This is a genomic window from Pseudolabrys taiwanensis (assembly GCF_003367395.1).
Lineage (GTDB): Bacteria > Pseudomonadota > Alphaproteobacteria > Rhizobiales > Xanthobacteraceae > Pseudolabrys > Pseudolabrys taiwanensis.
The window spans coordinates 1,457,009-1,479,266 of record NZ_CP031417.1 but is presented as its reverse complement, the minus strand read 5'-3'; the positions used below and the strand labels follow the sequence as shown (position 1 = coordinate 1,479,266).

15 protein-coding genes and 1 tRNA gene are annotated in these 22,258 nt (G+C 65.4%); 9 read left to right on the top strand and 7 right to left on the bottom strand.

What is annotated here, in order from left to right; translation table 11 throughout:
- The first annotated feature begins 115 nt into the window (after positions 1-115).
- From DW352_RS07070 to DW352_RS07060, 3 genes are all read left to right on the top strand, one after another.
- Entirely contained in the window at positions 116-697 is a 582-nt protein-coding gene (locus DW352_RS07070) for a cold-shock protein (protein WP_425374653.1), read from the top strand.
- Positions 698-796: 99 nt separating this feature from the next.
- Positions 797-1,207: a DUF192 domain-containing protein gene (locus DW352_RS07065; RefSeq protein ID WP_425374652.1), complete on the top strand. Its 411-nt coding sequence runs from the start codon at positions 797-799 to the stop codon at positions 1,205-1,207.
- 50 nt (positions 1,208-1,257) lie between these two features.
- Positions 1,258-1,334, top strand: a tRNA-Pro gene (locus tag DW352_RS07060).
- 49 nt (positions 1,335-1,383) lie between these two features.
- Here the strand turns inward: DW352_RS07060 and DW352_RS07055 are convergent.
- Entirely contained in the window at positions 1,384-4,119 is a 2,736-nt protein-coding gene (locus tag DW352_RS07055) for a molybdopterin-dependent oxidoreductase (RefSeq protein ID WP_115689808.1), read from the bottom strand.
- Positions 4,116-4,940, bottom strand: a complete 825-nt coding sequence (locus tag DW352_RS07050; protein ID WP_115689806.1) for an FAD binding domain-containing protein — start codon at positions 4,938-4,940, stop codon at positions 4,116-4,118. Before DW352_RS07050 ends, DW352_RS07055 begins: the two co-directional genes overlap by 4 nt.
- Before the next feature lie 75 nt (positions 4,941-5,015).
- On the opposite strand from DW352_RS07050, the gene DW352_RS07045 reads away from it, so the two are divergent.
- Complete coding sequence (locus DW352_RS07045; protein WP_115689804.1) at positions 5,016-6,353, top strand: 8-oxoguanine deaminase; 1,338 nt, start codon at positions 5,016-5,018, stop codon at positions 6,351-6,353.
- A gap of 167 nt (positions 6,354-6,520) precedes the next feature.
- On the opposite strand, the gene DW352_RS07040 is transcribed toward DW352_RS07045, so the two are convergent.
- Genes DW352_RS07040 through DW352_RS07025 form a run of 4 tightly spaced genes read right to left on the bottom strand, consistent with a single transcriptional unit; the run spans position 6,521 to position 11,187 of the window.
- Positions 6,521-7,597 (bottom strand): BMP family ABC transporter substrate-binding protein, encoded by a 1,077-nt coding sequence (locus DW352_RS07040; protein WP_115689802.1) that lies wholly within the window; start codon positions 7,595-7,597, stop codon positions 6,521-6,523.
- A 21-nt stretch (positions 7,598-7,618) separates the two neighbouring features.
- Complete coding sequence (locus DW352_RS07035; RefSeq protein WP_115689800.1) at positions 7,619-8,539, bottom strand: ABC transporter permease; 921 nt, start codon at positions 8,537-8,539, stop codon at positions 7,619-7,621.
- Positions 8,526-9,617, bottom strand: coding sequence for an ABC transporter permease (locus DW352_RS07030; protein WP_115689798.1), 1,092 nt, complete (start codon positions 9,615-9,617; stop codon positions 8,526-8,528). The genes DW352_RS07035 and DW352_RS07030 overlap by 14 nt, the downstream gene beginning before the upstream one ends.
- Complete coding sequence (locus tag DW352_RS07025) at positions 9,601-11,187, bottom strand: ABC transporter ATP-binding protein (RefSeq protein ID WP_115689796.1); 1,587 nt, start codon at positions 11,185-11,187, stop codon at positions 9,601-9,603. Before DW352_RS07025 ends, DW352_RS07030 begins: the two co-directional genes overlap by 17 nt.
- 526 nt (positions 11,188-11,713) lie before the next feature.
- On the opposite strand from DW352_RS07025, the gene DW352_RS07020 reads away from it, so the two are divergent.
- Complete coding sequence (locus DW352_RS07020) at positions 11,714-12,667, top strand: hypothetical protein (RefSeq protein ID WP_162826829.1); 954 nt, start codon at positions 11,714-11,716, stop codon at positions 12,665-12,667.
- A 261-nt stretch (positions 12,668-12,928) separates the two neighbouring features.
- On the opposite strand, the gene uraD is transcribed toward DW352_RS07020, so the two are convergent.
- Positions 12,929-13,816 carry a 2-oxo-4-hydroxy-4-carboxy-5-ureidoimidazoline decarboxylase gene (gene uraD, locus DW352_RS07015; protein WP_115689791.1) on the bottom strand — a complete coding sequence of 296 codons (888 nt, stop codon included), beginning with the start codon at positions 13,814-13,816 and terminating at the stop codon, positions 12,929-12,931.
- Between the two features lie 129 nt (positions 13,817-13,945).
- On the opposite strand from uraD, the gene DW352_RS07010 reads away from it, so the two are divergent.
- The 4 genes from DW352_RS07010 to DW352_RS06995 all read left to right on the top strand — a co-directional run bounded on the left by DW352_RS07010 (position 13,946) and on the right by DW352_RS06995 (position 21,907).
- Positions 13,946-15,076, top strand: coding sequence for a zinc-binding metallopeptidase family protein (locus tag DW352_RS07010; RefSeq protein ID WP_115689789.1), 1,131 nt, complete (start codon positions 13,946-13,948; stop codon positions 15,074-15,076).
- A 123-nt stretch (positions 15,077-15,199) separates the two neighbouring features.
- Positions 15,200-18,529 carry a transglutaminase family protein gene (locus tag DW352_RS07005; RefSeq protein WP_115689787.1) on the top strand — a complete coding sequence of 1,110 codons (3,330 nt, stop codon included), beginning with the start codon at positions 15,200-15,202 and terminating at the stop codon, positions 18,527-18,529.
- Positions 18,530-18,536: 7 nt separating this feature from the next.
- Positions 18,537-21,038, top strand: a complete 2,502-nt coding sequence (locus DW352_RS07000; protein ID WP_115689785.1) for a circularly permuted type 2 ATP-grasp protein — start codon at positions 18,537-18,539, stop codon at positions 21,036-21,038.
- On the top strand, positions 21,035-21,907 hold the full coding sequence (locus DW352_RS06995) for a transglutaminase family protein (protein ID WP_115689783.1): 873 nt from the start codon (positions 21,035-21,037) through the stop codon (positions 21,905-21,907). Before DW352_RS07000 ends, DW352_RS06995 begins: the two co-directional genes overlap by 4 nt.
- Positions 21,908-22,258 lie beyond the last annotated feature (351 nt).

The following is a 22,258-nucleotide window of genomic DNA, read 5'->3' as shown; positions in this document are numbered from 1 at the left end:
CGGCTATGCGCGCGGTGTTATCGTTCTTTTAGAGATTCGACGAAGCGCTCTTGAAGAGGCGCCAGAAAAGCGGCGGCGTTGCGGCGTCATGGCGTCGGACGGGATTGAATCAAAAATGCCTGCGACAACATTTCGGCCAGGAACGGTCAGAGATACAGAAATCGTCGACGAAACGGCGACGAACCTTGTTGAGATGACGGGGGTCATCAAATGGTTCGACGTCGCGAAGGGCTTCGGTTTCATCATTCCTGACAATGGTATGGCGGACGTGCTTTTGCACGTGACCTGCTTGCGCCGCGACGGTTATCAAACCGCATACGAGGGCGCGCGCATCGTCGCGGAGGTGCTGGTCCGGCCGAAGGGCCTGCAGTGCTTCCGCATCATCTCGATGGACGAGTCGACGGCGATCCATCCGGCGCAGATGCCGCCGCCGCGCACCCATGTGACCGTCACCCCGACGAGCGGCCTCGAGCGCGCGGTGGTGAAGTGGTTCAATCGGCTGCGGGGCTTCGGCTTCCTGACGCGGGGTGAGGGCACGGAGGACATCTTCGTCCACATGGAGACCTTGCGCCGCTTCGGCCTGACCGAGCTGCGCCCGGGTCAGACCGTGCTGGTGCGCTTCGGGCCTGGGCCGAAGGGCCTGATGGCCGCGGAGGTCCGCCCGGACGGTGGCTCGCTCGGACCGGCGTCGCACTGAGCGCGCTCACCGAGTTGTCAGTTGCCGGCTCCGGCGCGGCCGCGTAAAGGCGATGCCATGCGTATCCTCCGCTGGCTCTCTCTCGTTCTCCTTGCTGTTATGTGGGCGACCGCGCCCGCTCGGTCCGCCGAGCGGGACACGGTGGAGATCGCCACGAAGTCCGGCGTGCACGCCTTCTCGGTCGAACTGGCTGCCACCGAGGCGGAGCGCGAGAAGGGGCTGATGTACCGCAAGTCGCTGCCGGAGGGGCAGGGCATGCTGTTCGACTTCCACCGCGACCAGGAAGTCGGCTTCTGGATGAAGAACACCTATATCCCGCTCGATATGATCTTCATCCGCGGCGATGGCCGAATTTTGCGGATCGCCGAAAACACCGAGCCGCTATCGGAAAAGATCGTGCCGTCGAACGGGCCGGTCCGGGCGGTGCTGGAGGTGATCGGCGGAACCGCCCGCAAATTGGGCATCGCCCCCGGCGACCGGGTCGCGGGTTCTATCTTCAAGGGCCGCTAGGTCGCTTGCTGGCCGGCGGCGGGCCGTGTATCGAGCGTCCCTGAGACCGGCGGAGCGTAGCGCAGTCTGGTAGCGCATCTGGTTTGGGACCAGAGGGTCGCAGGTTCGAATCCTGCCGCTCCGACCATCTCCACCCGTCATCCTTCCAGAGATCGGCCGATTGCCCGCGTCGCGGGTCAAGCGCACGCGTTCTTTTCCCGTTCCGCCTCTTTCAGCCGCGCATAGACCCGGTCCGGCCGCAGCGGCAGGCGATGGAAGCGCACGCCGGTCGCGTCCCGCAGGGCATTGGCCAAAGCGGCGGCGACCGGGTTGTACGGGCTCTCGCTCATCGATTTGGCGCCGAGCGGGCCGAGGCTGTCATAGGTGTCGGCGAACAGCACTTCGGTCCGCGGCACGTCGCCGAAGGCGGGCAGGTGATAGGTGCGGAAGCTGGGCGTCGTCACCTTGCCGTCGGCATCGATGATGACTTCCTCGAACAGCGCCGCGCCCAAGGCCTGCGCCACGCCGCCTTCGATCTGGCCACGGCACTGCATCGGGTTGATGACGCGGCCGGCGTCCGCCGCCTGCACGCTCTTGAGGATTCGGATCTCGCCGGTGGCAGGGTTCACCGCGATGCGGAAGCCGTGGACGTTGAAAGCCACCGAGCGCGGCGTGCCGCCGGAATGACCGCTGGCCGACAGGCTGACGCCGGCCGCCGTGGCCGCCGCCTGCAGCTTGGTCAGCACGAGCGGGGTGCCACCGCACATCACCACGTCGCCGTTCAGCGTGCAGCTTTCGCGCGGCGCGCCGGTGTGGCTGGCGGCAAAATCGAGAATCGTGTCGCGCAAGGCTTGCGCGGCCGCCTCGGTCGCCTTGCCGGCGACGACCGTGCCGGTGCTGCCGTAAGCGCCGGTATCGTGGCCCCCATGCACCGTGTCCGACGGCCGCAGCCTGAACGCCGAGGGCGGCGCGCCGAGCAGGGTCGCGGCGATCTGCTTGTGCACCGTCGCCGTGCCGTTGCCGAACTCGGCGGTGCCGACCGTCAGCGTGTAGCGGCCGTCCGCATCGAGCGACACGACGCTGTCCGAGATATGCCCGCCGGGCGGCACGGTGTTGATCATGGTCAGCGCCATGCCGGTGCCGGTCAGCCAGTCGGCGGCGGGAGGCGTCAAGCCCGCGTCGTTCTTCAGCGCGGCCTCGGCAAGATCGAGACACTGGTCGAGGCCATAGCTGCCGTAGACCACGTCCGCGTGCGGATGCGGCGACAGCGCCAGCATCGGATCGCCGGGTTTGACGACGTTGCGGCGGCGGACCTCGAACGGATCCAAGCCGAGCAGGCGCGCGACTTCGTCCATCGCCTGCTCGACGGCAAAATTCGACTGCGGCAGGCCATAGCCGCGGAACGCGCCGGCCGGCAGCGTATTCGTATAGGCCGCGACGCCGGTGATCTTCTTGTTCGGGCAACGATAGACCGCGATCACCTCGGAGCAGGCATGTGCCAGCACGGCCTTGGCGTGATTGCCATAGGCGCCGGTGTTGGAGACGATATCGAGCTTGATGGCGGTGAGGGTGCCGTCGCGCTTGGCGCCGATCTTGACCCGGGTGCGCATCGGATGGCGCGTCGTGGCGCCGACGAACTGCTCCGTGCGCGTGAATTCGAGCTTGACCGGCCGGCGCAGCTTGAGCGCGGCCAGCGCCACCACGTCCTCGACCAACATTTCCTGTTTGGCGCCGAAACCGCCGCCGACGCGCTCGCAGAACACGCGCACTTTGTCGCGATCGAGCCCGAACACGTGCGCGAGTTCGTTGCGCGTCAGGAACGGCACCTGCGTCGAGGAGCGGACGGTCAGGCCGTTGTCGTCGCACCAGGCGATGGCGCTGAGTGTCTCGAGATGGGCGTGCTGGATGCGTGGCGTTTCGAAGCTGCCTTCGTACACGACGTCGGCCTCGGCGAAGCCTTGGACGACATCGCCAAATCCGCCGTCGAACTGCGCGACGATGTTGCGCGCCGGGTCTTCGATGCGCGCGTCCGCGGGCCTGTCGGCGTGTAGGAGCGGCGCGCCGGGGCGTATCGCCTCCTCGGGGTCGAACACGGCCGGCAATATCTCGTAATCGACGATCAGCCGGCGGCAGCCTTCCTCGGCGGCGGCGTCGGTGTCGGCGACGACGGCGGCAACGCGCTGCCCGATAAACCGCACCACATCGTCGAGCACGAATGTATCGTCGCAATCCGTGGTGCGGATTTCATGCCGGGCGCTCGAGAAAGGCACATTGGGCGAATCCTCGTGCGTGAATACGGCCCGCACGCCGGGCACCGCCAGCGCGGCCGTCTTGTCGATCGAGCGGATGCGCGCATGCGGATAAGGCGACCGCACGAGTTTCATATGCAAGAGGCCGTCGATCGCGACATCGAGCGTGTAACGGGCCTTGCCGGTGACAACATCGGGGCCGGCCGGCGCGGGCACGTTGTGGCCGCAGCCGGCGCCGGGCGCTTCGGCCTCGATATTGTTGGCGCCGGCGAAGGCGTCGCCGATGCTGCGATAACCGGTACAGCGGCAGAGATTGCCCTTGAGCGCCCAGCCTAGATCGTGACGCTGCGCCTGGTTGAGCGAGGCCGCCGTCATGATCATGCCGGCGGTGCAGAAGCCGCATTGGAAGGCCTGCGCGTCGAGAAAGGCGCGCTGCATCGGATGCAGGTCGTTGCCTTTGGCGAGGCCCTCGATGGTGGTCACCTCGCGACCTTCGGCGCGGAAGGCCGGCGTCAGGCAACTGTGCACCGGGTCGCCGTCGACATAGACGGTGCAGGCGCCGCAGTCGCCGGCATCGCAGCCTTTCTTCACCCCGAACCAGCCGAGCTGGCGCAGGAATGTGCGCAGGCATTGCCCCGCCGCGGGCTGTTCGGAAAACGTCTTGCCGTTGACGGTGAAGCTCATCGCGCACCTGTCAGTTCAGCGCAAATTTCTTCGGCGAAGGTGAGGGTCATCGCGCGCCGCCAATCCGGCGCGCCGTGTACATCGTTGTAGTAGGCGCCCGCCGGCACCTCATCTTCAATGCGGGCACGCAGAGCCGCGGCCGAAGGCATCGTCTCGAAGGCGAGCCGCACCGGGTGCGGCGTCGACGCCGTGATGGTGAGGGTGAAAGCGTCGCTGTCTGTCGTGCGCGTGCCGATGAGCAGCGCCGCCGAGCGTCCAAGCGGGGACAGCGAAATCTGGCGGAAGGCGGTGCGCCGCGTCATGGCCGCGCTCGGCAGCTCGATCTGCCGCAGCAACTCGCCCGGTTGGAGCACATTGCGCTGCGGCCCGAGCACGAAGTCGATGACTGGCACGCGCCGCTCGCCGCCATCCGACGACCAGATGACGCATTCGCCATCGAGCGCGGTGGTGAGGGAGATCATCGGGCCGGCCGGCAGGGACATGCACAGATTGCCGCCGACAGTCGCCATGTTCCAGATCTTGAAGGAAGCGAGGAAAGCGCGGCAGCACTGCTCGATCAGCGGCTTCACCGTCCACGGGGCGGGTAACGCGACGCTCTCGAGTTGCGCAATGGTGCAGGTCGCGGCGATCGTCAGGCCCGCCGGCGTTGCCTGCAGCGGGGCGAGCCGGAGGCCTGGCAAATCGATCAGTCGCTTGAGATGGGGCTGCGGCTCCGAGAACAGCCAAGTGCCGCCCGCGAGATAGGCGTCGCCCTCCCGCCAAGCCGGCAATTCGGCGCGTTCCGAGGGCCGCATCACTTCCGTGATTGTGTTCAGGTCCATACCCGCACCCATGCAAGAATGTGGCCGCGACTTTGCCTGTCCCTGTATGTTCGCCGGGTTAATGGGAGCTGCCAAATGAGCGAAGCGCTCTGGATCAAGGACCCTCTGGCGATCTTGGCCGATGGCGCCGAGCGCGGCGTCGTGGTCGCCGACGGCCGGATCGTCGAATTGGTCGGGATGGGCAGGGAGCCGAGAACGCCGACTGGGACGTACGACGCGGGCGAGCACGTGGTGCTCCCAGGTTTGATCAACACCCACCACCATTTCTATCAGACGCTCACCCGCGCGCTGCCGGCCGCGCTCGACCGCGAACTGTTTCCCTGGCTCAAGGCGCTCTATCCGGTATGGGCAAAGCTGACGCCTGAGGCGCTCGATGCCGCGGTGACCGTGGCGATGGCCGAACTGATGCTGTCGGGCTGCACCACCACGACCGACCATCATTATGTGTTTCCAAACGGGCTGGAAGACGGCGTCGACATCGAGGTGGCGGCCGCCAAGCGTCTCGGTCTGCGCGTCTTGTTGACGCGCGGCTCGATGAACCTGTCGGAGCGCGACGGCGGCCTGCCGCCCGACAGCGTCGTGCAGGACGAGGATACGATCCTTGCTGACAGCGAACGCGTCGTCTCGCGTTTCCATGAGCGCGGCGAGGCGGCGATGGTGCAGGTGGCCCTGGCGCCGTGCTCGCCGTTTTCGGTGACGACGTCGCTGATGCGCGCGACTGCCGAGCTTGCCGACAAACTCGACGTGCGCCTGCATACGCATTTGGCCGAAACCGAGGACGAGGATCGCTTCTGCGACAGTCTCTATGGCTGCCGGCCGCTCGATTATCTCGAGCGATGCGGCTGGTTGTCGAGCCGCGTCTGGCTGGCACACGGCGTCCACTTCCAGGCCGAGGAGATGCCGCGCATGGCCAGAGCGGGGATCAGCGTCAGCCATTGTGCGTGCAGCAATCAAGTGCTCGGCTCAGGCACGTGCCGGGTGTGCGAACTGGAAGCGGCCGGCGTGAAGGTCGGTCTCGGCGTCGACGGCTCGGCGTCGAATGACGGTTCGAACCTGATGCAGGAGGTGCGCGCGGCGTTCCTGGTGCAGCGGGCGCGCTACGGCGTCTCGAAAGTCAGCCACAAGGATGCGCTGCGGTGGGCGACGCAAGGCTCGGCGGCGTGCGTTGGACGGCCTGAGCTTGGTGAGATCGCCGTCGGCAAGCGCGCCGATTTTGCGTTATTCAAGCTCGACGAGTTGCGCTTCTCCGGCGCCGGCGATCCGCTCGCGGCACTCGTGCTGTGCGGCGCGCATCGCGCCGACCGCGTCATGGTCGACGGCCGTTGGACGGTCGAGAACGGCGTCATTCCCGGTCTCGATCTTGCCGCCCTGATGCGCCGTCATAACGAGGCGGCGCGCAAGCTGCGGGGGTAGCGGTCTCATACGCGCTGACCGCTGGGCTTTCTTATCCCTCCCCCGCTTGCGGGGGAGGGTGCGAGCGCAAGCGAGTCGGGTGGGGGTCTTCGCAATCGGGATGTGACCCCACCCCCGGCGCTACGCGCCGGACCCTCCCTTTCAGGGGAGGGATAAGGCGACGCCGCTCACTTGCCTGGGAATTTGTCGTCCACGCCCTTCACATAGAAGTTCATGCCGAGGATCTGGCCGGCATCGAGATGCGTGCCGCCTTTGCACTCGACGGGTTTGCCGTCCTGGCCGAGGACAGGGCACTTGAACGGATGCAGCGTGCCGGCGACGATCGCCGCCTCCGTGTCCTGCGCCATCTTCTTCACATCGTCGGGCATGTTGGTGTAGGGCGCCATCATGACCATCTTTTCTTTCAGGCCGTCCCAGGTGTCTTCGGCCTTCCATTTCCCGTCGAGCTTGGCTTTCACCTGGCGCACGTAATAGGGCGCCCAATTGTTGATGATGGCGGTGAGCTGGGTCTTCGGGCCGAACTTGCTCATGTCGGAGTCCTGGCCGAAGGCGTAGATGCCGCGCTGCGCCGCGACCTGCATGGCGGCCGGGCTGTCCGTGTGCTGCATGATGATGTCCGCCCCCTGATCGATCAGCGCTTTGGCGGCATCGGCTTCCTTGCCCGGATCGAACCAGGTGTTCACCCAGATGATCTTGATCTTGATGTTCGGATTGACGGTCTGCGCGCCGAGCATGGTGGCGTTGATGCCCGAGATCACTTCGGGGATCGGGAACGAGCCGATATAGCCGAGCACGCCGGTCTTCGACATCTTGGCGGCGATGATGCCCTGGATGTAGCGGCCTTCATAGAAGCGGCCCGAATAGATCCCGAGGTTGTCCGCGCGCTTGTAGCCGGTGGCATGCTCGAAATCGATTTTCGGATACTTCTTGGCGACCTTCACCGTCGGGTCCATGTAGCCGAACGACGTCGTGAAGATAAGCTGATGGCCGGTGCGGGCGAGTTGCTCGATCGAGCGCTCGGAGTCCGGACCTTCGCTGACGTTCTCGAGATAGGTTGTCTCGATCTTGTCACCGAACTCTTTGACGATGGTCTGACGGCCGACTTCGTGCTGGTAGGTCCAGCCGAAATCGCCCACCGGGCCGACATAGATGAAGCCGACCTTCAGTTTTTCCGCGGCGGATACGGGCAGCGCGGTCGCGGCGGCCGCCAGCACGGCGACGGCGGTGACGAGTAGCTTTTTCATGGGATCACTCCGGTTAGAATCTCAACGATCGGGGACGAACGCCATTCCAAGCGATGCAGGCGCGGCCGATCCGGCGCTAGCGCGCGTCCGCGAAATCAAGACGAGGACGATAACAGTAGCGAGGTAGGGTAGCGACGACATCAGTTGCGAGGGAATGCCGATGCCGGCGCCTTGCGCATGAAGCTGCAAGATCGATACCGCTCCGAACAGGTAAGCTCCGGCGACCAGGCGGAGCGGCCGCCAGGACGCGAAGACGACGAGCGCCAGGGCGATCCAGCCGCGGCCTGCGGTCATGCCGGGAATGAAGAAGGGCGTGTAGGCGAGCGGCAGATAGGCGCCGCCAAGTCCGGCGCAGGCGCCGCCGAACAGCACGGCGTAGAAGCGCACCTTGAGCACCGGATAGCCGAGCGCATGCGCCGAGGCATGATTGTCGCCGATGGCGCGAAGGATGAGCCCGGCACGGGTGCGATAGAGAAACCACCAGATGCCGGCGATCAGCAGGATCGAGAAGTAAACGAAGCCGTCCTGATTGAAGACGATGCGCCCGAGCGCCGGCAGGTCGGAGAGTCCGGGAACGTAAAGATGCGGCGCCGGGTTGATGCGCTCGCCGACGAAGCCGGCGCCGATGAGGCCGGATAGGCCGATGCCAAGGATGGTGAGCGCGAGGCCGGTCGCCACCTGGTTGACGGCGAGGCCAAGCGTCAGCACGGCGAAGATGGCTGACATCGCGACGCCGGCGGCGATGCCGAACAGGGCGCCGATGAAAGTCGAGCCGGTGAGCCAGGCGCCGGCAAAACCACAGGCGGCACCCATGATCATCATGCCTTCGGCGCCGAGATTGAGCACGCCGGATCGCTCGACGACCAATTCGCCGGCGGCCGCCAGCAACAACGGCGTGGAGGCGGCGATAACCGAGAGGACGATGGCTTCAAACAGGCCCATGGGCGGCCTTTCGCGAAGAGCCGATGAGGCGGATGCGGTAGAGGATCATGGAGTCGCAGGCGAGCACGTAGAACAGCAGGATGCCCTGAAACACCTTCGTGAGGTCGAGCGGCAGCTTCATCGAGATCTGCGCGCCTTCGCCGCCGATGAAGGTGAGGGCGAGGAACAGTCCGGCGACGAGGATGCCGATCGGATTGAGCCGGCCAAGGAACGCGACGATGATCGCGGTGAAGCCGTAACCCGGTGAGATGCCGGGCTGCAGATGGCCGACCGGCCCCGCCACTTCGATGATTCCGGCTAGCCCGGCAAGCGCGCCGGACACGGCGAATGTGAACAACACCAGCTGGTTGGCATTGAAGCCGGCGAAGCGCGCGGCCTTCGGCGCGGCGCCGACGACGCGGATCTCGAAACCCTTGATGGTGCGGCCGAGCAGTACGGCGGCACCGATCACCACGATCAGCGCAACGAGCGCGCCGGCATGGAGGCGGCTGCCTTCGACCAAGGTCGGCATCGTGGCGACCGGGTCGAACTCGGCGGTGGTGGGGAAGTTCATGCCCTTGGGATCGCGCCAGGGGCCGCGCACCAAATAGTCCATCAACAGATCGGCGACATAGACCAGCATCAGGCTGGTGAGGATTTCGCTGGCGCCGAAGCGCACCTTGCAGAGCGCCGGAATGAGCGCGTAGAGCGCGCCGCCGGCGGCGCCGAGCACGAGCATCGCCGGCAGCACCCACGGTCCGGCGCCGGTTCCGTTGGTGATGACGGCGAGCCAGGAGCCGCACACCGCGCCGATGATGAATTGGCCTTCGGCGCCGATGTTCCAGACATTGGCGAGATAGCAGAGCGACAAGCCGACCGCGATCATCACCAGGGGCGAGGCTTTCACCACCAACTCCTGCAACGCGTAGGAGTCGGTCAGCGGCTCGATGAAATAGACCCACAAAGCGGCGAGTGGGTTCTTGCCCATGACCGCCACCAGGATCGACATGGTGACGAGGGTGAGGGCGATCGCGAGCAGCGGCGAGGCGATCGCGATCAAGGTCGAGCGCTCGGCGCGCCGCTCAAGCACCAGCTGCATGCGCGGCCTCCCGTTCATCGATCGCCGGTGCGTCGCCAGTCTTGGCGCCACCCATCAGCAGGCCGAGCTTTTCGCGCGTGGCGTCCTGCGCCGTCAGCGGCGCGGACAACGTGCCGTGATACATGACGGCGACGCGGTCGGCGATCTCGGCGAGTTCGTCGAGGTCCTGGCTGATCACCAGCACCGCGGCGCCGCGACCCGACAGATCGAGCAGCGCCTGACGGATGGTGGCGGCGGCGCCGGCATCGACGCCCCAGGTCGGCTGGCTGACGACCAGCACGCCCGGCTCGCGCAGGATTTCCCGGCCGACGACGAACTTTTGCAGATTGCCGCCGGAAAGGCTGACCGCTTCGGGGTCGCGCTTGGCTTTGCGCACGTCGAAGGCTTGTGTGGTCTTGTCGACGGTCGCCAAAGTCGCGAGCTTGTCGATGAAGCCGTGCTTGACCATGCCGCTCGCGGCGTGGCCGGTCAGCAATGCGTTCTCCGACAGCTTCATGCGCGGTGCCGTGCCGTGCCCCAGCCGCTCCTCCGGCACGAAGGCAGCGCCGAGGCGGCGGCGTTCTGTGATCGTCATCACGCCGGCGCCGTTGCCGTCGATGATTACCGCGCCTTCGTTGTCGGTGCGCCGCTCTCCCGAAAGCGCCGCGAACAGCTCGTCCTGGCCGTTGCCGGCGACGCCGGCGAGGCCGAATATCTCGCCGCCTTTGACCTCGAAGGAAATGTCTTGCAGCGCGACGCCGTGCGGATCGTCCGGCTTCATCGAGAGATGGTTCACGACCAGCCGCGGCACGGTGGTGGCGCGCGCGGACTTCGGCTTCACCGCCGCGATGTCGGCGCCGACCATCATCCGGGCAAGCGACGCCGCGGTTTCCTGGCGCGGATCGCAGGTCGCGACCTTCTTGCCGCCGCGCAGGATGGTGGCGCTGTCGCAGAGCCGCTTCACCTCTTCCAATTTGTGGCTGATGTAGAGGATGGCGCGTCCTTCCTCCTTGAGCCGCTCGAGCACCACGAATAACTGGTCGGCCTCCTGCGGCGTCAGCACGGCCGTCGGCTCGTCCAGGATGAGCAGTTTCGGGTTCTGCATCAGCATGCGCACGATCTCGATGCGCTGACGCTCGCCGACCGAGAGCCGCCACACCTCGCGCTTGGGATCGAGTGGCAGGCCGTAATCGCGCGACACCTGCGCCAGCCGCGCCGACATCGCCGCAAAGCTCTCGGAGCCGTCGAGACCCAGGGCGATGTTCTCCGCGACCGTCAGATTGTCGAACAGCGAGAAATGCTGGAACACCATGTCGATGCCGCGCGTGCGCGCATCGGAAGGGCCGGCGAGCACCATCGGCTGCCCCATCCAGCGCAGTTCGCCGGCGGTCGGTTCGATCAGGCCGTAGATGATCTTGACCAGGGTCGACTTGCCGGCGCCGTTCTCGCCGAGGAGGGCGTGGATCGTGCGGGGATAGAGGTCGAGGTCGACCGCATCATTCGCGAGAAAGTTGCCGTAACGCTTGGTGATGCCGATGGCTTGCAGCAGCGGACGGTCGCCGGACGGGCCGTGCAACGACGCAACATCCATGACGGCAGGAGCCTCGACGTTTACGAGTTAGGCAATCTCATAGTGTGACAAAAGAGACGGCATTAGAAGACGTGAAATTGCGGCAACAGCCGCCTAATCCACTGGCAACATGCACCAAATCGTAGCAATGCGCTAAACCGGGCAGAACGAACCTGCGGGTCTTCGCCGACGGTCCGCCCCGGGGACGTCATCGTGGCGGGACATGTTGCCGCAGGGTCACAGCGGCAAGACATTGTGTGCAGCGCCACAACCTCTGCTCGTTTTTTGTACAGCGCCGTCTCTTTGGGACAGGAGGCCGAAAATTGCTTCACGCCGAGCGACCGTCGTACGGAATTACCTTAGATAGATTCATACGATAGGCGCCGCTCTAGATCGGTCGTCGCTAACACCCAATGCATGTAAAGGTGGCTCGTCTCGGCGCATGCACGCCGAAATAAGCAGCGTCGATTGCGGAATCTTCGCGCTTCCCCCGCGCAACGGCTGTGACAGTTTTTTGTCGCCGGGAGTCTTCGTTGGGGGTCAAACTATGTTTCTTCGAACAGCGATGCTCGCCGGTATGCTCACGGCGGCGGCGGTCGGCGTTGCAAGCGCGGCCGATATGGCGACCAAAGCGCCGGTGCTGAAGGCGCCGGCGGAGCTCCCGTTCTTCTTCGTCAACGACAATTCGATCAGCTACCACTACGAATTCCTCGCCACCAATCCCGGCGCCGGCAAGACGCCGAAACATGTGCTCAGCTTCACGCATTTCGACGTGTGGAAGTACGGCACGAATTTCATCAACATCGACTGGCTCAAAGCCACCAGCATGCAGACGCCGACGCTCGATGGCGGCGCTCCGTATACCGAGATCTACGGCTTCTTCCGCAGCACCTTCGGCTTCAACGAGGTCTTCAACACCAAAGCCTTCTCCTATGGTCCGCTGACCAATGTATCGCTGATGGTCGGCGCCGATCTCAACACCGACAACACGCAGCTCGGCTCGGCCAAGCGGTCCATCGAAGCGGGTATCCAGTTCAGTTTCGCGATGCCCTACAAGGGCTTCTTGAACGTGACGCCGACTGTCTACAAGGAATGGCAGCACGACGGGTTCAACGGGATTACGCCCGGCACGACAAATCCGTCAGGCAATGTCGACTTCAACACGACTTGGGGCTTCGAATGGCTCTATGTGCAGCCGCTCGGTTTCATGCCGTCCTGGCTGCCGCTGACCTATAAGTTCTTCGGCACCATTCACGGGCCGAAGGGAATGGGTGAGCCGGCCGGCAGCGCGGGCCTCGAACGCACGACCGAATACTACCTGCAGCAGAACCTCAGCCTCGATGTCGGTCCGTGGCTCGGGCTGCGCCCGAACATGTACTCGGTCTGGGGCGGCTATCGCTACTGGGTGAACAAGTTCGGCATCGATCCGAAGCAGCCCTTCGGCAACTTCACGGCCACCACCGAAAGCACGTGGCTCCTCGGCGCAACGGTGGCGTTCTAACGAACTTGCGCGCTTGAACCTGACTACGCCGGCCGCACGCGGCCGGCGTTTCTTTCTGCCGGGGGTGGGTGCTCTGAGTTAGGGGAGGCGCATGCCGCAAGCACTGCAGGCTCCCTCTCCCCTGTGGGGAGAGGGTTGGGGTGAGGGGGGTATGACTCTCGGAGTTGGTAACCCCTCACCCGACGCGCTTATGCGCGTCGACCTCTCCCTATGGGAGAGGTGAAGAGAGCGTGCGGCGATTTAATCCAAAGCTATGACTCTCTAGCTGCCGCGATAGGTCGAGTAGCTCCACGGCGTGACCAGCAGCGGCACGTGATAGTGCCCCTCCGGCTCCGCCACGGAGAAACGGAGCGGCACGATGCCAAGGAACGGCGGGTCGGGAAGGCTGATGCCACGATCGGCGAAATAAGTGGCGACGTCGAAGCGCAGTTCGTAGACGCCGATCGGCACCGGCCGGCCGCCGATCAAGGGCGCATCGGTGCGGCCGTCGCTGTTGGTTATTCCGCGCGCGACGAAGCGGCTGTCGCCAGACGCCGATAATTCCCACAGCTCCACGACGACGCCTTTGGCGGGATGGCCCGCATGCGTGTCGAGCACGTGGGTGGAGATGCGGCCCGCTACTTTGAGCTTGTCGTCCGCCGCGACCGCCTGGTCGAGCCGCAGCGCCGCGATGCGGAATATCTCGGTGAGGGCGGTGGCCAACTCCTCGTCCGCGCTATGCGCAAGCCGCCGCTCGAAGGCCCGCAGGATCGAGTCTTTCGTGTGTCGCCGCACACAGACGATGAAAGGAAAGCCGAAGCGCGCCTTGTACGCATCGTTGAGCCGATGGAAGCGCGCATAATCCGCGTCGCTCAGCCGGTCGAGGCCGGCGCTCATCTGCTCGCTGGTCGAGGCGGCGGTGAGTTCGCCGGCGCGCGCCGCCTTGCCGGCGAGATCGGGATGGGCTTTGACCAGCGCCAACTGCTTATCGGCGGAGGCGCCCCGCACGGCGCCGATCATCGCGTCGTGCAGCGCCAGCAGGCTGGCGAACGGCCGCTGCGCGACGACCGCCTCGGCGATCCAGGGAGAGTGCTCGTAGATGCCGGCGAGGGCGGCGACGAAGTCCGTGGCGGGCGCGGTGTTGAGGGCGGCAAGGTTGTGTGGTGTCATTGGCCGGTCGTGCGTGAATTCGCGGCATGATAGCGGGCGATGCGCGAGGAGGCCAAGGCCGCACCGTGTCTGCAACCTTTTCTGTCACCAGCAGTTTCATAACCCGGGCCAATCAACTTCGCGAAGCCGATGAAGCTGTTCGAGTGCCAGCATTGCGGCCAGCCGCTCTACTTCGAAAATACGCGCTGCGAGAGCTGCGGGCATAAGCTCGGCTATCTGCCGGGCCGTGGGACCGTGACTGCGCTCGAGGACGACAATGGCGTTTGGCGTGCTTTGGCCGACCCCGATGGGCGCTATCGCTACTGCGCCAACGCCGAACACGAGGTGTGCAACTGGCTGGTCGCCGCCGATAGCGATGAGCAATTCTGCGCGGCCTGCCGCCATAACCGCACCATTCCCGATCTGTCCGTGCCGCAGAACCTCTTCAATTGGCGCAAGATCGAAACGGCAAAACATCGGCTGTTCTATTCGCTGTTGCGCTTGAAGTTGCCGCTGGGCGGCCAAGCCGGCGATGCCAATGGCTTGATTTTCGACTTCAAGTCGGCGGCCGGCGAGCCGGTGATGACGGGTCACGCCAATGGCGTGATCACGATCAATATCGCCGAAGCCGACGACGCCGAACGCGAGCGTGCCCGTCACGCGCTCGGCGAGCCCTACCGTACGCTGCTCGGGCACTTCCGGCACGAAATTGCGCACTATTACTGGGATCAATTGATCAAGGATAAGCCGGTCATCACCGAATTCCGTCAGCTCTTCGGCGATGAAACGATCGACTACGGTGAGTCGCTGAAGCGACACTACGACAACGGCCCGCCGCCGGATTGGAACGAGCACTTCGTCACCGCTTATGCCAGCAGTCATCCGTGGGAGGATTTCGCCGAGACCTGGGCGCACTACTTCCACATGGTGGATACCTTGGAGACCGCCAAGGCTTTTGGTCTGCGCGTGCGGCCGCGCGTGACCATGGGGGCAGAACTTGCCACCGCGGTCGATTTCGATCCGCACGAGGTCGAGATGGAGCGCATCGTCGATGCCTGGCTGCCGCTGACTTTCGCGGTCAACTCGATCAACCGCAGCATGGGGGTGCCGGATCTTTATCCTTTCGTGTTGGCGCCGACGGTCATCGTGAAGCTGGCTTTCATCCATGCGCTCATCCACGGCGCCCATGGTTCGGCCGATGCGGCGGCGCCCGAGGAGCCGCTGCGCGCGGTCGTCGCGGGACTAAAGCGAGCCGTTGCCGCGCCGGAGCCGACCCAATAAGCTGATACAAAAGACGAAATCCGGCTGGCGGCGGTTCCGCCGCCGTCGCAACAGTGTCGCTTGGCGGCCTGAAACTTGCTTCTCTTATCAAGCCCGTTTGGGTCCGGCGGAGAAGTCCAAGGCATGTCAATTCAAGTCAGTCTCAGGCACGTCACGCGCTACCTCTACGACCGTCCGGTCGCGCTCGGGCCACAGGTCGTGCGCCTGCGGCCGGCGCCGCACACGCGTACGACCATCTTGAGTTATTCGCTGAAGGTGACGCCGAGCCAGCATTTCGTGAACTGGCAGCAGGATCCGAACGGCAATTGGTTGGCGCGCTTCGTCTTCCCCGAACGCACACGCGAGTTCTCGGTTACCGTCGATCTGACCGCCGACATGTCGGTCGTCAATCCGTTCGATTTCTTTGTCGAACCCTTCGCGACCGATTTTCCCTTCGATTACCCGGCGGAATTCGCCGAGGAATTGGCGCCGTATCTGGTGAAGGAGCCGCTCGGGCCGCGGCTTGAAGCCTTTCTCGCCTCGGTACCGCGCGGAAAGCAGAACACCACAGACTTCCTGGTCGCTCTCAATCAACGCCTTCAGCACGAGATACGGTATCTCGTGCGCATGGAGCCGGGCGTTCAGACACCGGAAGAAACGCTCGCTTGCGCGTCCGGCTCGTGCCGCGACAGCGCGTGGCTGCTGGTGCAGGCGTTACGCCATCTCGGCTTCGCCGCGCGGTTTGTCTCCGGCTACCTCATCCAGTTGAAGCCCGATATCGCGGCACTCGACGGTCCGGCTGGCGCGGCAGAGGACTTCACCGATCTGCATGCCTGGTGCGAAGTCTATCTACCCGGCGCTGGCTGGATCGGTCTCGATCCGACGTCCGGCTTGCTGACGGGCGAGGGGCATCTGCCGCTCGCCGCCACGCCGCATTATCGCGCGGCGGCGCCGATCAGCGGCGGCGTCGAGGCCGCCAAGGTCGACTTCGCCTTCGAGATGAAGGTGACGCGCATCAACGAAAAGCCGCGCGTGACCTTCCCGTTTTCCGACGCGGCGTGGAAAGCGCTCGATGCGCTGGGCGAGAAGGTCGATGCCGATCTTGCTACCCACAACGTACGGCTCACCATGGGCGGCGAGCCGACCTTCGTGTCGATCGACGACTACCAATCCGCGGAGTGGAATACGGCGGCGCTCGGGCCGACTAAGCGTCAGTTAGCCGATACGCTGATCCGTAAGTTGCGCGACCGTTTCGCGCCGGGCGGCATGCTGCATTACGGCCAGGGCAAATGGTATCCGGGCGAAGAGCTGCCGCGCTGGGCGCTGTCGCTGATCTGGCGCAAGGACGGTAAGCCGCTCTGGCAGGATGCCGCCCTCGTCGCAGCCAAGCCGCGCACGCAGCCGCCGTCGGCGCCCGATGCGCAGCGCTTTACGGAAGTGCTTGCCGGCAAACTGGGTCTCACGCGCGATTACGTGCAGCCGGCCTTCGAGGATCCGGCCGATCGTCTGTTGAAGGAAGGCGCGCTGCCGCCGAATGTCGACCCGGCCGATCCCAAGATCGACGACCCGGTCGAGCGCGCGCGGATCATGCGCGAGTTCGAACGGCCTTTGTCGGTGCCGACCGGCTACGTGCTGCCGGTGCAGCGTTGGGGCGCGCTGGGTGCGGGCGGTGGCTGGTTCAGCGAGATCTGGCAGACGCGGCGCCAGCGGTTGTTCCTGCTGCCGGGGGATTCACCGATCGGCTTCCGTCTGCCGCTGAAGTCGCTGCCTTATCTGCGCCCATTCGAGGAGCCGTTGCCGGCGCCTGCCGATCCTTTCGATGAGCCGCGGCCTTTGCCGGACGCTGCGGCGCTGGCCCGCAGCTTCGCCGTTTCGACGGCCTATGCTGCGGCGCTGTCGCCGCAGGCGCGCATGGCCGAGCCGGCCGGGTATAGCGGCGGCTCGGGCGGCTGGCCGGTGCGCACCGCGCTGACGATCGAGCCGCGCGATGGTCAGCTCTGCGTGTTCATGCCGCCGACCGAGCGGCTCGACGATTATGTCGCCCTGCTGGGTGCTGTCGAGGCGACCGCGGCCGAACTCGATCTGCCGGTGCATATCGAAGGCTATCTGCCGCCGCCCGATCCGCGGCTGAACGTGATCAAGGTGACGCCCGACCCCGGGGTCATCGAAGTGAACGTGCATCCGGCCGCGTCGTGGCGCGAAGCGGTCGACATCACGCGCACGCTTTACGACGAGGCGCGGCTGTCGCGGCTCGGCACCGACAAGTTCATGACCGACGGGCGGCATACCGGCACCGGTGGCGGCAACCACGTCGTGCTCGGCGGTGAGATGCCGGCCGACAGTCCGTTCCTGCGCCGGCCCGATCTGCTGAAGAGCCTGGTGCTGTATTTCCAGCGCCATCCGTCGCTGTCCTATCTGTTCTCCGGTCTGTTCATCGGCCCGACCAGCCAGGCGCCGCGGATGGACGAAGCGCGCCACGATCTGTTGTACGAGCTCGAGATCGCGATGGGCCTGGTGCCGCCGCCGAATGCCGGCGAAGCTCCGCGGCCGTGGCTGGTGGACCGGCTGTTTCGCAACTTGCTGGTCGACGTCACCGGCAACACGCACCGCGCCGAGATCTGCATCGACAAACTGTTCTCGCCGGATGGACCGACCGGACGCCTGGGTCTTGTCGAATTCCGTTCTTTCGAGATGCCGCCCGATGCGCGCATGAGCCTCGCGCAACAGCTCCTGTTGCGCGCGCTGGTCGCCTGGTTCTGGCGCGAGCCGCAGCAGGGACAATTGGTGCGGTGGGGCACGACGCTGCACGACCGCTTCATGCTCGGCCATTTCGTCTGGCAGGATTTCCTCGGCGTGCTCGCCGATCTTTCGCACGCCGGTTATCCGTTCGATCCGGTCTGGTTCGAGGCGCAGCGCGAATTCCGCTTCCCGTTCTACGGCAGCGTCACCCATGGCGGCGTCGAACTCGAACTGCGTCACGCGCTCGAGCCCTGGCATGTGCTGGGCGAAGAGAGCGTCGCGGGCGGCACGACGCGCTTCGTCGACTCCTCGGTCGAGCGCTTGCAGGTGAGGGTGGATGGCCTCAATCCTGCCCGCCACGCGGTGACGTGCAATGGCCGCCGCATGCCGCTCACGCCGACCGGGCGCAGCGGCGAATTCGTCGCGGGCGTGCGGTTCAAGGCCTGGGCGCTCGCCGCGGCGTTGCAACCCACGGTTCCTGTGCAGGCGCCGCTCACTTTCGATATCTATGACGCCTGGAATGGCCGCTCCTTGGGCGGCTGCGTGTATCACGTCGCCCACCCGGGCGGCCGCAACTACGAGACTTTCCCCGTGAACTCCTACGAAGCCCAGGCCCGCCGGCTCGCCCGGTTCGAAGCGCGTGGCCACACCCCCGGCGCCTTCACGATTCCCGCGGAAGAACGCTCGCTCGAATACCCGACGACCCTCGACCTGCGGCGTCCGACTCAGATGTGATGCCGCGATGACCTCGCCCGAGAACGCCGCGGCGCCGCCTGGCGAGCTGGAAAGCCTGCTGTCGGGCTACTACTGCCCGCTGCCGCGAAATTTCGATGAGATGATGGACCATGCGGGCCACGTGCGCCCGCATTGGCGGCCGTTCCTGCAGATGCTCGCCGACCTCGGGCCGGACGAGGTCAACCGGCGCTTTGCGGCGGCCGACCGTCATTTGCGCGACTCCGGCGTCTTCTACCGGGTTTACGAGGACCCGGCCGGCGCGGTGCGGCCGTGGCCGCTGTCGCATGTGCCGCTGATCATCGATGCCACCGAATGGCAGGAGTTGCAGGCTGGCCTCGTTCAGCGCGCGGAGCTGCTCGAAGCCATCCTCGGCGACATCTACGGCCCGGCCGAGTTCATTCGCGACGGCCGGCTGCCGGCGCCGGTCGTTGCCGGCAACCCGGAATTTCTGCGGCCGATGGTCGGCGTCGAGCCGCCAGGTGGCGCCCATCTGCGTTTCTACGGCGTCGATGTCGGCCGCTCGCCGGACGGACGCTGGTGGGTGCTGGGCGATCGCACCCAGGCGCCGTCCGGCGCCGGCTATGCCCTGGAAAACCGGCTGGCGCTGTCGCGCGCCATGCCGGACATCTACCGCGACTTGCGCGTCGAGCGCGTGGCGCCGTTTTTTCAAGCCTTCCAGATGGAGCTGTCCTCGCTCAACCGGCAGGACGACAGCCGCGTCTGCGTGCTCACGCCCGGACCGCTGAACGAGACCTATTTCGAGCACGCTTATCTCGCGCGTTACCTCGGGTTTCTTTTGGTCGAAGGCGAAGATCTCACGGTACGCCCCGACGGCGTTTTCATCCGCACCGTCTCCGGGCTCAAGCGCGCGGAAGTGCTGCTGCGCCGGCTTGATGCCGACTTCGCCGATCCACTCGAACTGTCGGCACGCTCGCGTCTCGGCGTGCCGGGCCTGATGCAGGCGATCCGCGACGGCAACGTCGTCGTCGCCAACAGCCTCGGTGCGGGCGTGATGGAAGCGCGCGCGATGCTCAGCTTCCTGCCGGCGCTGGCGCCGATCCTGACCGGTAAGGACCTCGCATTGCCGAACGTCGCCACTTGGTGGCTGGGCGATCCGAGCGTACGCGAGGACGTGATCGAGCGGCTCGACGATCTCGTGATTGCCTGTGCGTTCAACCGCGATCTGCCGCCGCCATTCAACCGGCCTTACGTGCTCGGCAAGCAGTTGGACGACGCGGGCCGCGCGGCGATGATCGAAGCGATCGGCCGCCGCGGCATCGACTTTGTGGCGCAGGAAGCGGTGACGCTGTCGACAACGCCCGTATGGGATAATGGCAAGCTGGTGCCGCGTCCGTTCAGCCTGCGGCTGCTGCTGGCCCGCACCAGCGACGGCTGGCGGGTGATGCCGGGTGGCTTCGTGCGCATCGCCGACGACATCGACGCGCGTGCGGTCAGCCTTCAGCGCGGCGGGCGCACCGCCGATGCCTGGGTGGTCTCCGACAAGCCGGTCGCGCACCTGACGCTGTTGCCGGCGCCCGATCGCGTGGCCATCAATCGTTCGACCGGACCGCTGCCGAGTAGGGCCGCCGCCAATCTGTTCTGGCTCGGACGTTACGTCGAGCGCGCGGAGGCGACGTTGCGGTTGGTGCGTGCGCTCGTGAGCCGGTCGACCGAGAGCGATGAGGCTTTGAGCGCGGTCTGCGCCAGCATCACGGCGCTGCTGGCGAGCTGGGACGCCGTTGCGCCCGACATGCTCAGCGTCAAGCCGGCGCTGGTCGCATCGGCCGCGATGCAAAGTCGCGATCTTTACGGTGCGTTGCCCGCGCTGACGGGGGCGGCCGAGGCCGCCGCGTCGGTGATCCGCGACCGCTTCTCGCCGGATGCCTGGCGTGCTCTGACCGAGCTGTCGAATCTGATCAGCACGCCGCTGGAACAGGGGCCGGCCGAAAGCGCCATGTTTGAAAGGGTTGATGGCGCGCTCCGTATCGTCGCTTCGTTCTCGGGATTGGCGCAGGAGAACATGAGCCAGGCGGTCGGCTGGCGCTATCTCGAGCTCGGCCGCCGTCTGGAGCGCGCACTCGCGACCTCGCGTTTCGTGCGCCAGTTCGCTTTTGGCGAACGGCTGGACGGAGCGCTCGATTGTCTGCTTGAACTCGCAGACAGCCAGATCACGTATCGTCTGCGTTATGTGATGGTGGCGGCGCGAGCGCCAGTCATCGATCTGGTCGTGCTCGATCCGAACAATCCGCGTTCCATCGTCTATCAACTGGCGCGCATCGAAACGCATCTCGCCGCATTGCCGCGGCGTGGACAAGACGGCCGGCTGTCACCCCCGGAGCAGGTGGCATCGGCGCTGGCGACCAGGATCCGTACATCCGACGCCACGGCGATCGATGCGAACGACCTGATCGAGATCGAGAATGCGCTGATGAAACTGTCGGACCTGATCGGGTCCAACTACTTCACCGCGCGCGAACGTTCGGAAGCAGCCTGGGAAGCGCTCGAATGATCTACGACGTGCGCCAGGTCACGACCTATCATTACGACTCCGCGGTCACCGACGCGCACCACGCGCTGCGGCTGACACCGATCGATCGCCCGGGGCAGCGCGTGCACGCCGCCGCGCTCGACGTCACGCCGGCGCCTGTCGAGCGCCGCGAAGGCCGCGACTTCTTTGGCAACCGAGTCACCTGGATCAAGCTCGAGCAGCAGCATGATGTGCTCAGCGTGCGTGTCGCCGCGCGTATTGTCGTCGAGCCGCCGCAGCAGCCGGGCGAGACGCCGGCGTGGGAGGAGGTGCGGGAGGCCGCCGTACGCTGCACCGATTTCAGCCCGGAAGCGCCCGCACATTTCCTGTTCGCCAGCCGCGTGGTCTCGCTCGATCCTGAGATCCGCGAATATGCGGCCGCGAGTTTTCCCGAAGGGCGGCCGGTGCTTGAAGGCGCGGTCGATCTGATGGGCCGCATCAAGGCCGACTTCGTCTACGAGGTTGGTGCGACGACGGCGACCACCACGCCGCCGATGTCATTCGCGCTGCGGCGTGGCGTCTGCCAGGACTTCTCGCACGTGATGATCTCGGGGCTGCGCTCGCTTGGGCTGCCGGCCGCTTACGTGAGCGGCTATCTGCGCACGGCGCGACCGGGCGACGAAGTCAAGCTGGAGGGCGCCGACGCCATGCACGCGTGGGTGCTGGTGTGGTGCGGGGACGAGGCGGGCTGGATCGGGCTCGATCCGACCAACGACATGCCGGCGGGCACCGATCATCTCGTGCTCGCCATCGGCCGCGATTATGCCGATGTGGCACCGATCGACGGCGTTATTGTCGCCGCCGGCGGACAGCGCCTCGAAGTCGCCGTGCAGGTAACGCCGGTCGGCTGAGGCTTGCCGCGCGAACGTGCGGCGAAATGCCGAGTATAAAGCACAAGGTGCCGAGTAAATCGCTCCGAACCCTTCGGCGTCCGGTGGTGCAGGCGTATAGAGATGCGACCATGACGGGAATATCAGGACTACGACAGAGTAGTTCCAAGTAATAGAAAAATAGTGTTTTCGAACGCGACGACAATTTACCGGACACGCAAGACCGCCGTTCTGGTCATGAGTGTGCACTGCGGCAAAAAGAACGTATTGAAATCACTGATGATATGCCCTTCGTTATTTCTTGTGATGCAAAGTGCATAAATTATGATTTTTGCTTGCCTCGATACGGTCGTTACGACAAAATTTACATGA